This is a genomic window from Pseudomonas sp. ITEM 17296, from assembly GCF_028895205.1.
Taxonomy (GTDB): Bacteria; Pseudomonadota; Gammaproteobacteria; order Pseudomonadales; family Pseudomonadaceae; genus Aquipseudomonas; species Aquipseudomonas kermanshahensis.
The window spans coordinates 146,508-160,281 of sequence record NZ_WJRS01000005.1 but is presented as its reverse complement, the minus strand read 5'-3'; the positions used below and the strand labels follow the sequence as shown (position 1 = coordinate 160,281).

7 protein-coding genes are annotated in these 13,774 nt (G+C 64.8%); 3 read left to right on the top strand and 4 right to left on the bottom strand.

The genetic code is table 11. The annotated features are described in order from the left end of the window. Both GIB19_RS08290 and GIB19_RS08285 read right to left on the bottom strand, forming a co-directional pair. Nucleotides 1-6,480: a non-ribosomal peptide synthetase gene (locus GIB19_RS08290; protein WP_274885171.1), complete on the bottom strand. Its 6,480-nt coding sequence runs from the start codon at nucleotides 6,478-6,480 to the stop codon at nucleotides 1-3. Between the two features lie 364 nt (nucleotides 6,481-6,844). Next, nucleotides 6,845-7,828 carry a TauD/TfdA family dioxygenase gene (locus GIB19_RS08285; protein WP_274885170.1) on the bottom strand — a complete coding sequence of 328 codons (984 nt, stop codon included), beginning with the start codon at nucleotides 7,826-7,828 and terminating at the stop codon, nucleotides 6,845-6,847. Nucleotides 7,829-8,007: 179 nt separating this feature from the next. Between GIB19_RS08285 and azu the strand changes: the two genes are divergently transcribed. Beyond that, nucleotides 8,008-8,460: an azurin gene (gene azu, locus GIB19_RS08280; protein ID WP_186703828.1), complete on the top strand. Its 453-nt coding sequence runs from the start codon at nucleotides 8,008-8,010 to the stop codon at nucleotides 8,458-8,460. A gap of 46 nt (nucleotides 8,461-8,506) precedes the next feature. After that, nucleotides 8,507-10,159: a cyclic peptide export ABC transporter gene (locus GIB19_RS08275; protein ID WP_274885169.1), complete on the top strand. Its 1,653-nt coding sequence runs from the start codon at nucleotides 8,507-8,509 to the stop codon at nucleotides 10,157-10,159. 160 nt (nucleotides 10,160-10,319) lie between these two features. Here the strand turns inward: GIB19_RS08275 and GIB19_RS08270 are convergent, their stop codons facing one another. Both GIB19_RS08270 and cysK read right to left on the bottom strand, forming a co-directional pair. Continuing rightward, complete coding sequence (locus GIB19_RS08270; protein ID WP_238215933.1) at nucleotides 10,320-11,255, bottom strand: aspartyl/asparaginyl beta-hydroxylase domain-containing protein; 936 nt, start codon at nucleotides 11,253-11,255, stop codon at nucleotides 10,320-10,322. A gap of 172 nt (nucleotides 11,256-11,427) precedes the next feature. Then, complete coding sequence (cysK, locus tag GIB19_RS08265) at nucleotides 11,428-12,402, bottom strand: cysteine synthase A (RefSeq protein ID WP_274885168.1); 975 nt, start codon at nucleotides 12,400-12,402, stop codon at nucleotides 11,428-11,430. 133 nt (nucleotides 12,403-12,535) lie between these two features. On the opposite strand from cysK, the gene GIB19_RS08260 reads away from it, so the two are divergent. Continuing rightward, complete coding sequence (locus tag GIB19_RS08260) at nucleotides 12,536-13,609, top strand: DUF748 domain-containing protein (RefSeq protein WP_274885167.1); 1,074 nt, start codon at nucleotides 12,536-12,538, stop codon at nucleotides 13,607-13,609. Nucleotides 13,610-13,774: the final 165 nt, after the last annotated feature.

The following is a 13,774-nucleotide window of genomic DNA, read 5'->3' as shown; positions in this document are numbered from 1 at the left end:
TCAGGCCTCTGTGAATTCATTCATCATTTTTTCGATATCGCTCAGGCCGTCGTCGCTCAGCGACAGGCCCTGCTCGTCCAGTGCCTGGGCGAACGCACGCAGCTCGGGGTGGGCGAAGATCAGCCGCAGGGGCAGGTCCAGGCCCAGCTCCACGTTGATGCGCGAAACCGCCTGTGCGGCCAGCAGGGAGTGGCCGCCGAGCTCGAAGAAGTTGTCGTTCAGGCCAACCTGGCCGAGGTTCAGCAATTGCGCCCAGATCTGCGCCAGTTGCTGTTGCAGTTCGGTCTGCGGCGCTTCGTAGTCGTGCTGCGGCTGGCTGGGGTCGGGCAGCGGCAGCGCCTTGCGGTCGAGCTTGCCGCTGGGGGTCAGCGGCATGTTCGGCAGGGTCACCAGGTAGGACGGGATCATGTAGTCCGGCAGGCTGGCCTTGAGGTACTGCTTGAGCGCCTGGCGCAGGTCGCCAGTGCTGCCTTCGACAGGCACGGCATAGGCGCACAGCTGCTTGCCGCTGGGCAGGTCGATGGCCAGTACCGTTGCCTCACGCACATCCGGGTGCGCGCGCAGGTACTGCTCGATCTCGCCCAGTTCAATGCGGAAGCCGCGCACCTTCACCTGGTGGTCAGCTCGCCCGCGATAGGCCAGTTGCCCCTGCTCGTCGTAGTAGCCGAGGTCGCCGGTGCGGTACAACCGGCCTCCACCCACGGGGTCGAACGGGTCGGGAATGAAGCGTTCGGCTGTCAGCGATGGGCGTTGGTGGTAACCCCGCGCCAGGCACCCTGCCCCGCCGATGAACAGTTCGCCCGACACGCCGACCGGGGTCGGCGACAGGCCGTCGTCCAGGGCGTGCAAGGTCCGGCCTGGCAACGCGCGGCCAATCGGCACGCCGCCTGCGCTGATCTGCTCAGGCGTCATTGGCGAGCAGTCGAACGTGGTGGCGACCACGGTCGCCTCGGTCGGGCCGTAGGTATTGAGCAGGCGCACCGCCGGCGGCCCGTCGGCCAGCCAGGCGCGCAGGGCATCTTCCGGCACCGCTTCACCGCCCACGTGGATCTGCTTGAGCCGGCCATAGGCCTCGGGTGCGCGACGCTCCAGGGCCAGTAGCCTCCAGTAGGCCGCCGGCAGGTCGGCCACGGTAACCCCGTGGCGGTTGATCTCGTCCACCAGGGTGTTGGTGTCCCACAGCCGCAGGTCGCGCAGCACCACGCAAGCGCCTTGCGCCAGCGGCGGGAAAAACTGCTCGATGAAGCCGTCGAAGCTGAAGGTAGCGAACTGCAGCACACGGTCTTCCGGGCTCAGGCGCGAGTAGTCGCCAGCCACCTGGCAGAACACCGACAAGGCATGGTGATCGACGGCCACGCCCTTGGGCATGCCGGTGGAACCGGAGGTGTAGATGACATAGGCGAGGTTGTGCGGCGCGGCCAGGTTCGGCAGCGGCTCGGCTGGCCAGGCGTGCAGCCACTGGGTGCCGGGTTCGAGCACCACGCAAGGCAGCTGCTTATCCAACTGCAAGCGCGCCAGCGACGGCGCATCGGCCAGCAGCAGGCCGATGCCGCTGTCCTCGACCATGTACGCCAGGCGCTCTTGCGGGTAGTCCGGGTCCAGCGGCACATAGGCACCGCCAGCCTTGTGAATGGCGATCAGCGCCAGCGCCATGCCCAGGCCGCGCTCGACGGCTACACCTACCAGGCGGTCTGGGCCTACGCCCAGGGTACGCAGGCGGTGGGCCAACTGGTTACTGCAGCGGTCCAGCTCGGCGTAGCTCAGTTGCTGGTCGTCGAAAATAAGCGCCACTGCGTCGGGCCGCGCACTTGCCTGGCGTTCCAGCAACTGGTGCGCACACAGGCCGCTGCTGGCCTGCGGAGCCGGGTTCCAGCCATGAGTCAGTTGACGGCGCTCAGCGTCGGCCAAGAAGTCCAGCTCGGCGATGCAGCGCTGCGGCTCGGCACAGATGGCTTCGAGCAGCGCTTGCCAGTGCCCGGCCATGCGCTCGATACGCGGGGCATCGAACAGGTCGGTGGAGTAGTTGAACGAGGCCGTTACACCGTCGGAGCGTTCCAGGGTGTTGAGCGAGATGTCGTACTGCGCGCCCGGCTCCAGCAGGTCCACTTCCCGGACCTTGAGGCCGTGCAGGGCATCGCTGGACACCTGCTCGCCCAAGTCGCGCAAATGGTTGTACAGCACCTGGAAGAACGGGTTCACGCCCTGGTCGCGCTCGGGGTACAGGGCTTCGGCCACCTCAAGGAACGGCACGTCCTTGTTGGCCTGGGCCTGCAACGTGGTCTCCTTGATCGCGGCCAGCAGTTGCGGGAACGGCAGGCTGCCATCAACGCCCACCCGCGCCACCACCACGTTGATGAAGAAGCCGATCAGCCCTTCGAGCTCCAGGCGGTTGCGGTTGGTGACTGGCACGCCGATGTTGATCGTGTCCTTGCGGCTGTAGCGCGACAACACGATGGCATAGGCCGCCAAAAAGACATGGAACAGCGTGGCATTGGACGCCACCGCCAATGCCCGCAGGCGCTCGGTCAGGGCCAGCGGCAGGCGCACATCGAAGCGGCTGCCCTGGTAGCTTTTGACCTGCGGGCGAATACGGTCGGCGGGCAGTTCGAGGACCTCGAAGTCGTCTTCAAGGCGCGCTTTCCAATAGTCGATCTGTGCCTGCATCTGCCCCTCGTCCAGCCATTTGCGTTGCCAGGCGGCGAAGTCGGCGTACTGCACCGGCAGCGGTTCGATGGCCCGCACCTGGCCGCTGGCGGCCGCGTTGTAGGCCGCTGCGAACTCGCGTACCAACAGGCTCATCGACCAACCGTCGGAGACGATGTGGTGCAGGGTCAGCGACAGCAGGTGCTCTTGCGCATGCACCTTGAACAGGCGGGCACGCAGCAGTGGGCCGTGCTCCAGGTCGAACGGGGCGAAGGCTTCGGCCTCGAGCTTGCGCATCTGCGCGGCGTCGTCCTGGCCACTGAGGTCTTCGAAACCGATCGGCACCGAGGCGGCGGGCAGGATGCGTTGCCACGGCAAACCGTTGGCTTCGACAAACACCGTGCGCAGTGATTCGTGGCGCGCCACCAGCGCATCCAGCGCGGCCTGCACCGCAGCACGGTCGAGGGGGCCTTGCATGCGCACGGCCATTGGCGTGTTGTAGGCCAGGCTTTCGGGGTTGAGCTTCCAGAACAGCCACTGGCGGTTTTGCGAGCGGGACACTGGCAGTGGCTGCTCGCGGTCGAGGATCTCGATCTCAAGCCCAGCGCCCTGCTCGCCCTCGGCCACTGCCTGGGCGAAGGCCTGCAGGTCGACCGTGTCGAACAGGGTACGCAGCGGGATGTCCAGGCCCAGGTGCTTGCGCACCCGCGATACGGCCTGGGTGGCCAGCAGCGAGTGGCCGCCCAGGGCAAAGAAGTTGTCGCTCAGGCCCACCTGCGGCACCTGCAGCACTTCAGCCCAGATCTGCGCCAGTTGCACCTGCAGCGGGGTCACTGGGGCCTGATAGGCGGCCTGGATGGCGACCGGCTCGGGCAGCGCCTTGACGTCGACCTTGCCGTTGACCGTGACCGGCAGTTGCGCCAGCACCATCAGGTGGGTCGGCACCATGTGCTCGGGCAGCAGGCCTTTGAGCGTGGCGCGAATCGTGTCCTGCCAAGCTTGGCTGTCTGCCGGCATTTGGCTGGGCACCAGCCAGGCCGCCAGCACCGCTTCCGGTGCCTGGCCCTTGACCCGGACCACGGCGTTGGCGACGCCTTCCAGACTAAGCAACTGCTGCTCGATCTCGGCCAGTTCCACGCGGTAACCGCGGATTTTCACCTGGCCGTCCATGCGCCCGGCAAACTGCAGCTCGCCAGCGGCGTTGTGCCGTACCCAGTCGCCACTGCGGTACAGGCGTTCGCCGTGGGCACCACTTGGGTCGGGCACGAAGCGCTCGGCGGTGAGCGCCGGGCGGCCGAGGTAGCCACGGGCAAGGCCGGCGCCGCCGATGTACAGCTCGCCCTTGGCCTTGGCCGGCAGTGGCTGCAGGCAGCTGTCGAGCACGCTGACGGTTGTGTTGGCCAGCGGTTGGCCGAGCGACGCCTGATCGTCCAGTTCAGCCACCAGCACGCCGACCGTGGTCTCGGTCGGGCCGTAGTGGTTGAACACCTTGAGTGCCGGCGCCAGGGCGCGGATTTTGCCGAGTAGGCCCGGGCTGATGGCTTCGCCGCCCAGCACCAGGCACTGGCCAGGCAGTGCCGCGCGACCGGCGACCAACATGGCCTCCAGGTGCGAGGGCACGATCTTAACGGCGTCCACCTGGTGCTGTGCCAGGTAGGCCGCAAAGCCCTCGGCATCCAACACTTGCTCGCGCCGCATCAGGTGCAAGGTCTGGCCGCCACACAGGGCGCCGAACAGCATGGTGTGGCCAAGGTCCGCTGCCGGGGTCGAGACTTGCGCCATGCTGTGGAACTGCCCCACAGGCAGGCGTGCGGCGATGCCCTCAACGTAGTTGCCCAAGGCGCCATGGCTGATCGCGACGCCCTTGGGCTGGCCGGTGGTGCCGGAGGTGTAGATCACGTAGGCGAGGCTGGCTGCGGCAGCACTAGGGCGTGGCGTTTTTTGGCTTAGGGCTTGGGTATGTTCCCACGCCAGCCGGGAGACGCCTTCAGGCAGTTCCGCCTGCCAGTTGCCAGGCGCCAGCACCCGCTGGGTGCCGCTGTCGGTGAGCAGGTAGGCCAGGCGTTCGGCCGGTTGTTCAGGCTCCAGGGGCAGGTACGCGCCGCCCGCCTTGAGCACGCCGAGGATGCTGGCGAGCATGCCGACACTGCGGTCAGCCAGCACGCCGATGAGGGTGTCTGGCTGCACGCCGGCTTCGACCAGCCTGTCGGCGATGGCCTCGGCGCGGGCATCGAGCTCGGCGTAGCTGGCTGCCTCGCCGGCGGCAATCACTGCGGTGCGCGCGGGGTGGCGGCGGGCGGCGGCGGCAAAGCGCTGGTGAACCAGCAGCGGCTCGACCAAATGACCTGGCACACCCCGAGTGGCTGCCAGGCCCGGCAACGGCAACTCGCCCACCGCGCCAGCGGTGTCATCGGCCAGCGCCTGCACCAAGGCCAGCCATTGCTCGCCCAGGGCCTCGATCGTGGCCGCATCGAACACGTCCAGGGCATAGGTGAAGGCCGCATGCAGCTGCCCGGCACGCTCGTGGGTATCCAGCGCCAGGTCGAAACGGGCGCTGTGCTTTTCCAGGGTGATCGGCGCCAGGCTCAGCCCGGAGCGGGTCTTGATGGCTTCGACATCCGCCACCTGGGCCTGATGGTTGAACAGCACGCGGAACAGCGGGCTGTCGGTGCTGCGGGGCAGGTCCAAGGCTTCGACCAGTTGCTCGAACGGCAGGTCCTGATGGCTCTGCGCGCCCACGGCGGTTTCGCGCACGCGCTGCAACAGGCCGGTGATATCCAGCAACGGGTCGAGCTCGGTGTGCAGCACTTGGGTATTGATGAAGCAGCCGATCAAACCCTGGCTTTCGGCGCGGTTGCGGTTGGCGATGGGCACGCCGACGCGAATCGCGCCCTGCCCGCTGTAGCGCTGCAGCAGCAGCTTGAAGGCCGCCAGCAAAACCATGAACAAGGTAACGTTGTGCCGACGCGCCAGGCCGCGCAGGCGCTCGGCGACATCGGCAGCAATCGGGAATGCGTGGCGAGCGCCGCGGTAGCTTGGCCGGCCTTTGCGGGTGCGGTCCAGCGGCAGCTCCAGTGGGGCGTGATCATCGCCCAGGCGCGCCTGCCAGTACGCCAGCTGGCGGTCCTGCTCACCGGCCTCGAGCCAGCTGCGCTGCCACAGGGCGTAATCACGGTACTGGATCGGCAGGGGCTCGAGTGTGGCTTGGGTGCCGGCCACAGCGGCGTCGTAGAGGTGCAGGAATTCGTCGATCAGCACGTTCATCGACCAGCCGTCGGCGACGATATGGTGCAGGGTCAGCAGCAGGACATGTTCCTGCGCTGCCAGTTGCAGCAGGCGCACGCGCAGCAGCGGGCCGGTGGCCAGGTCGAAAGGCGCCAGGGCCTCTGCTTCGGCAATCGATTCGAGGGTGTGTTGGCGGGCCGCTTCGGCCAGTTCGCTCAGGCAGTCCTGGCGCAATTGCAGCGGGGCCGCGACGGCATCCACGTGCTGACGCACGTCATCGCCGTCGGCGACAAAGCGGGTGCGCAGGGTTTCGTGGCGGGCGACCAAGGCGTCGAAGGCGTGTTGCAGGGCGCTCAGGTCCAATGGGCCATTCAGGCGCACGGCCATCGGCAGGTTGTAGGCTGCGCCTTGGGGGTCGAGCTGCCAGAGGAACCACATGCGCCGCTGGGCGTAGGACAACCGGTCACGCTCGTCGACCTCGACACCCGGCGCAATCGGCAACACCGAGAAGTCCATGCCCTCGCCCTGCAACGCTTTGAGGAACAGGCGGCGCTTGTCGGGGCTGAGTTCGATGAAGCGGCGGGCGAGTTTGAGCGTCTGTTCAGCATTCATGTCGAGCGGTGTCCTGGCAGTCGAGCGGTAACTGTCAGACGAAGGCATGGGGGGCTGATTTAGGGGTTGGGGCTGATAGGTGCATGCCTTGGGTTTTGCAGCGCCGGTGAGATCGAGCGCCGCCCGCGCGGCGCTTCGCAGCACAAGGCTGCTCCTACATCTGTTTCCGGCCAGTAAAGCCTGTGATAGAGGCGCGCGACCGCCTTGTTTGTTCGACTCGATATCGTGTCAGGCGCCAAGGGGCCGCGCGCTGATGCCTCAGGAATAATTGGCCCGAAACAGATGGAGCAGCCTTGTGCTGCGAAGCGCCGCGCGGGCGGCGCTCGATCTCACAGGCGACAAAACCCCCAAGGCATGCACCTCCTCACCGCCCCACCTGCGAATGCCCCTCCGCCATCGCCACCACCACCTTGCGCTTCCCCGTAAACGGCGAACGCGCATGCGCCGCGAGCATGTTGTCGAGCATCAGCACATCATTCTCCAGCCAAGGGAAACTGATAGTGCACTCATCCAACACCCCGCGTACCTCATCAAGCAACGCGTCCTCGATGGCCGACCCATCGCCGTAATACACATTACGCGGCAGGTCCTCTTCCTCGACGATGTCCATCAACGACTCCCGCACCTCCGGCTGCAGGTTAGACACATGGAACAGGTGCGCCTGGTTGAACCACACGTCCTCCCCCGTCACCGGATGACGCGCCACCACCTGGCAGCGTTGGCGTGTGCGCAACTCGCCATCCTCCTTCCAGATGCATTCAATGGCATGCGCACGGCAGTAGGCCTCTACCTGCCGCGGGTCTTCGGTGTTGAACACCTGCGACCATTCCACGTCCAGGCCGTTGCCGTAGTTACGCACATACATCAGGCCCTTCTCGACCAAGCGCTCGCGAATACGCGCTGGCATCCGCCGATACACCTCGCGGCTGTCGGCAATCGGCGTCTCGCCGCCGGTCTCGGCGGGGATCACGCTGTAGAACCAGATCTTCATCGGCCACTCGAGGGTGTAGGCCTGCTCGTTGTGCAGCGGGATGCTCTGGTGCGCCGGGTACTCGGTCGAGGTGTAAACGCCTTGGGTCACGTTGCTGCGCGGCGTGGAGCCGAACTCGTAGTTGAGCAGCGGGTGGCCGAACGCGGCGGCGAACTGGCGAAAAGCCTCAGCCCCGCCCACCTGGAAGCCCCTGAACAGGATGCCGCCTGTGTGCAGCAGGTGGCGGTCAACCAGCGGTTTCAGCTCGTCGAACGCGTCGAGCAGGTCGATGCCAGGCTCCGGCGCGCGCACCAACAACGGCAGGTCGCCGCGGGCAGCGTCCAGGGGTTCGATCGCAAAGCTCAGCAATTCACTCATGTACCGTCACCTCAAGCCAGGGCCGCCGTGGCGGCGAAAGGGATGCTGCGCCATCAGGGCGCCTGACTAGATGAACGAGCATGCCCGGCAGAAATTCACCCGCGCGAACACACAGGTAAAGCGAACGCGCGCCGGTTCGTCTGAACGATGTGCACCCTTTTATCGTCCAGGAACCCTACATGACTCGCCAGCTTCTGCTCCTCGCCTTGCTTGCCGCGGCCCCTGCCGTCGCCTGGTCGGCCGAGCACTGCGCCGTGGACATCCACGGCACCGACCAGATGACCTTCGACAAGGCCGAAATCACCATCCCCAAGGCCTGCACGTCGTTCACCGTCACCCTCGCCCACCCTGGCGAAATGCCGAAGAACGTCATGGGCCATAACTGGGTCCTGAGCACCCAGGCAGATATGCAAGGCGTGCTGGACGACGGCCTGAAGGCAGGCGAGGCACAGGACTACGTGAAGCCAGGCGATACCCGGGTCATCGCCCATACCCGCCTGATTGGCGGTGGCGAAAAAGACAGCGTCACCCTCGACACCCGTTCGTTGAAGGCCGGCACTGCCTACAGCTTCTACTGCTCGTTCCCGTTCCACAGCACCTTGATGAAGGGCACCCTGGCCCTCGGGAGCTGACCCCGCTGCGCCGCCCACCTCCACTCCCTCACCGAGATCGCGCTTCATGAAAACGTCTTCCCCCGGGGCCATCCGCGAATTGCTGAGCCTGCTAAAACCCTACCGCCCAGCGGTCATTGTCTCGGTGCTGCTGGGCATGGTCGGCGGCCTGGCCGTGACCGCGCTGCTGGCCACCGTCAACCAGGGCCTGCATGCCCCCGACGGCATGAGCCAGGGCGTGATCCTGGCCTTCGCCGGCCTGTGCGTGCTGGCGCTGGTGAGCAGCGTGGCCGCCGACAGTGGCACCAACTACGTAGGCCAGAAGGTCATCGCCCGGCTGCGCAAAGACCTCGGCGCCAAGGTGCTATCGGCGCCGATCGAGCAGATCGAGCGCTACCGCACCCACCGCCTGATCCCAGTGCTGACCCGCGACGTCGACACCATCAGCGACTTCGCCTTTGCCTTCGCCCCGTTGGCCATCTCGCTGACCACGGTGATCGGCTGCATGGCCTACCTGGCCTGGCTGTCGTGGCCGATCTTCCTGATCACCCTGGTTGCGATCGGCATCGGCAGCGCCGTGCAGTACGTGGCCCGACAAAAAGGCGTGGCCGGTTTCAACGCCGCCCGCGATGCCGAGGACAACCTGCAAAAGCACTACTCGGCGATTGCCGAAGGCGCCAAAGAGCTGCGCATCGACCGCCGCCGCCGCCATGCCATGCTGACCCGCAACATCCAGGGCACCGCCGACTTCATCGCCAACACCCACATCCGCGCCATCAACATTTTCGTGGCCGCCAAGAGCCTCGGGTCGATGCTGTTCTTCGTGGTCATCGGCCTGACCCTGGCCCTGCAGTCGCTGTGGCCGAGCAACGACCCGGCCGTAATGAGCGGGTTCGTGCTGGTGCTGCTGTACATGAAAGGCCCGCTGGAGACACTGATCGGCAACCTGCCGATTCTCGGCCGCGCGCAAGTGGCGTTCCGCCGCATCGCCGACCTGTCCGAGCGCTTTTCCTCGCCCGAACCGCACCTGCTGCTGGACCAGCCGGTCAAGCACACCGCCCCCGGCAGCGCGCACCTGGAGCTGCACAATGTCGAATACGCCTACCCACCGGTGGACGGTAACGAACCCTTCCGCGTCGGGCCGGTGAACCTGAGCATCGCGCCGGGCGAGATCCTGTTCATCGTCGGCGAAAACGGCTGCGGCAAGACCTCGCTGATCAAGCTGCTGCTGGGCCTGTATACCCCGCAACGCGGCGAAGTGCGCCTGAACGGCAAGGCCGTTGACCCGCAAGGGCTGGACGACTACCGCCAGCTGTTCACCACCGTGTTCGCCGACTACTACCTGTTCGAAGACCTGCCCGAGCACGAGCACAGCCTGCCCAGCGATGCCACGCGCTACCTGGAGCGGCTGGAAATCGCCCATAAGGTGAGCGTGCGCGATGGTGCGTTTACCACCACCGACCTTTCCACCGGCCAACGCAAACGCCTGGCGCTGGTCAACGCCTGGCTGGATGGCCGGCCGGTATTGGTGTTTGACGAATGGGCGGCGGACCAGGACCCGACCTTCCGCCGGGTGTTCTACACCGAGCTGCTGCCGGACCTGAAGCGGTTGGGCAAGACCATCATCGTGATCTCGCATGATGACCGCTACTTCGATACGGCGGACAAGGTGGTGCACCTGAGCCGCGGGAAGGTGGTCGAGGCGTTGGAGCCGGCGTGAAGTAGCGTAGCGCGGGCTTGGCTAGGGGCGGTCACGACAATGGCCGCCCTTTTTTGCGCTATCTATAACGGCTCTATAATCGATCTATAAATCACTATAAACCCCGAAAAAGGGTCGTCTGCAAGCGCCAGGAACACCTGGCGCTGCGGGCAAATAGCAATCAGATCAACCAGCGGTACAACAGATACGCCACCACCACCGCCAACACCGGCCGCAAAATGCGGTAAGCCTTGGGGTTGGCGCGCTTGAACTGCTTCACGTGGCTGCTGATCTTGTTGCTGAAGCGCTTGCTCCAGGCATACGCCTGGTTGATCCCGCCGACGCGCTCGTCGTCGGTGTTCTGCGGCGCGGTGGCGCGGCCGAGGAAGGCACTGACTTGGCGGTTGATGCGGGTCATCAGCGGGCTGCTCAGCGGGCGTTCGATGTCGCAGAACAGGATTACGCGGGTGACGTCGGTCTCGTTCTTGACCCAGTGCACGTAGGTTTCGTCGAACATCACGTCCTCGCCGTCACGCCAGGCATACACCTGGCCATCGACGTAGATGCGGCAGTCGTCGGAATTGGGCGTGGACAAGCCCAGGTGATAGCGCAAAGAGCCGGCGAACGGGTCGCGGTGCGGGTTCAGGTGGCTGCCACCGGGCAGCAAGGCGAACATCGCGCCCTTGACGTTAGGGATGCTGCTGACCAGCTCGACGGTGCGCGGGCACAAGGCCTCGGCCGACGGCAGCGGTTTGTCGTACCACTTCAGGTAGAAGCGCTTCCAGCCCTTCTTGAAAAACGAACCGAAGCCGGCGTCGTTGTCTTTTTCGGCTGCGCGAATGTAGCCCTCGTCGAACAGGCGCATGGCCTCTTCACGGATTTCCTGCCAGTTGTCCTTCAGCACATCCAGCTCAGGGAAGCGCTGGCGGTCCAGGTACGGCTTGGACGGCACGCCAGAAAACAGGTACATCAAGGCGTTATAGGGGGCGAACAGCGCCGAATGGTTGACGAACTGGCGCAACACCGGCAGGCGCGCCTTGCCGCGCAGGTGCACGAACAGCACGCTGCCGAAAAACACCAGCAGGACACCCGCCTTGGCTGCAAAGGAAAAGGTCATGCAACACTCCTTGGAAAGGAAGCAGGCCTGCGCCGCCTGCTCCCGAAAAAATCATCCGGCCATCATAAACCCATCCCGCCCCGGTAAAAACAACCTGGGCGGGATCTCATTCATGAAGATTCTGCAATAAACCGGATTACCGAGTGTTGCGCCTGATCAGAGGACAAGGCGATTACTGCTGGTTTTCCTGCTCGCTGAACATATCGCTGAACAGCATGCTCGACAGGTAACGCTCGCCAGAGTCGGGCAGGATTACGACGATGGTCTTACCCTGCATCTCTGGTTTTTCGGCCAGGCGCACTGCCGCCGCCATCGCTGCGCCACAGGAAATACCGCACAAAATGCCCTCTTCCTGCATCAGCCGAATGGCCATGGCCTTGGACTCTTCGTCGGTCACTGTCTCGACCTGGTCGACCATGGTGAGGTCGAGGTTCTTCGGCACGAAGCCCGCGCCAATGCCCTGGATCTTGTGCGGGCTGGGCTTGAGTTCTTCACCGGCCAGGGTCTGGCTGATCAGCGGCGAGGCCACCGGCTCCACCGCCACCGACAGGATCGACTTGCCCTGGGTCTGCTTGATGTAGCGCGAAACGCCGGTGATGGTTCCGCCAGTGCCCACACCGGCCACCAGCACATCGACGGCGCCGTCGGTGTCGTTCCAGATCTCCGGGCCGGTGGTCTTTTCATGGATTGCCGGGTTGGCCGGGTTTTCGAACTGGCCTGGCTGAAAGTACTGGGCCGGGTCGGAGTTGACGATTTCGTTGGCCTTCTCGATGGCGCCCTTCATGCCCTTGGCCGGCTCGGTCAGCACCAACTCGGCACCCAAGGCCTTGAGCACTTTGCGCCGTTCAAGGCTCATCGAGGCCGGCATGGTCAGGATCAGCTTGTAGCCACGGGCGGCGGCAACGAACGCCAGGCCAATGCCGGTGTTGCCCGAGGTGGGCTCGACGATGGTCATGCCGGGCTTGAGCTTGCCGCTGCTTTCGGCGTCCCAGACCATGTTCGCGCCGATCCGGCATTTGACCGAGTAGCCCGGGTTGCGCCCTTCGATCTTGGCCAGGATGGTCACCCCACGCGGGGCGATGCGGTTGATCTGCACCAGCGGCGTGTTACCGATGGAATGGGCGTTGTCTGCGTAGATACGGCTCATGGCAGGGGTCCTTGAACATGAAGATGCAGGGAAAGACTTCAAGGGTAAGCCTGCCCCGTTGGCCCGTAAAGCCTGTTCGAACTCCCAGGCGGCGGCTGCGGTCAACCGCACATCCAGCCTAGGAGAACCTTCGATGAAAGGTCGCTACCGCTGGCCGCTGGTCGGCCTGTCCAGCCTGGTCGTGCTGCTGGTGGCCCTGCACCTGGCCCTGCCCTACCTGGTGCGCGACTACCTCAACGACAAGCTGGCCGACATGGGTGACTACCGCGGCCAGGTCGTCGACGTCGACCTGGCCTGGTGGCGCGGCGCTTACCAGATCAACGGCCTGAAGATCGTCAAGACCAGCGGCAAGGTCCCGGTGCCGCTGCTTGATGCGCCCTTGATCGACCTGTCGGTGAGCTGGCACGCGTTGTGGCACGACCGCGCCGTAGTGGCCGAGGTGACCTTCGTGCGGCCAGCGCTGAACTTTGTCGATGGCGGCAGCAAGCAGGCGTCACAGACCGGCCGCGGCACCGATTGGCGCCAACAACTGGAAAAACTGCTGCCGATCACCCTCAACGAAGTGCGCATTGAAGACGGCGTGCTGACCTTTCGCAACTTCACCTCCAAGCCCCCCGTCAACCTCAAGGCGACCCGGCTCGACGCCAGCATTCGTAACCTGACCAACGTACGCAACGAAAAAGGCCGGCGCGACGCCAGTTTCGACGCCAATGCCGTGTTGTTCGGGGATGCCAAGGTCGAGAGCCGCGCTACCTTCGACCCGTTCAGCGACTTCGACGACTTCGAATTCCGCCTGCGCGCCTCCGATATTCAGTTGCGCAAGCTCAATGACTTTGCCAGCGCTTATGGCAAGTTCGACTTCAATGCCGGGCATGGCGACCTGGTGATCGAAGCCCAGGCTGAGAAGGGCCGGCTTACGGGCTATATCAAGCCGTTGCTGCGCGATGTCGATGTGTTCAACTGGCAGCAGGACGTGCAGAACAAGGACAAGGGCTTTTTCCGCTCGGTGTGGGAGGCGCTGGTGGGGGGCACCGAATCGGTGTTGAAAAACCAGCCGAAAAACCAGTTCGCCACCCGGGTGGAGCTAAGTGGCAGCGTGCACAAACAGGATGTCAGTGCCTTCGAGGCGTTTTTGCAGATCCTGCGTAATGGCTTTGTACAGGCGTTCAATGCCCGGTATGAGCAGCCTGCGCCCAAGTCCGACTGAAAGCGCGTGACGGGGCATTCAGGGACTGAATACCCGGTCTGCGTTTGCAGGCGCCGAGCCCCGCGTTATAGTCGGTAACAAATCAAAAATAGGTACTGGCTGTCATGGCCCTATCGCCAGCAAGCCGGCTCCCACAGGGATACCACAGTTCTCAAGGCTTGTGGT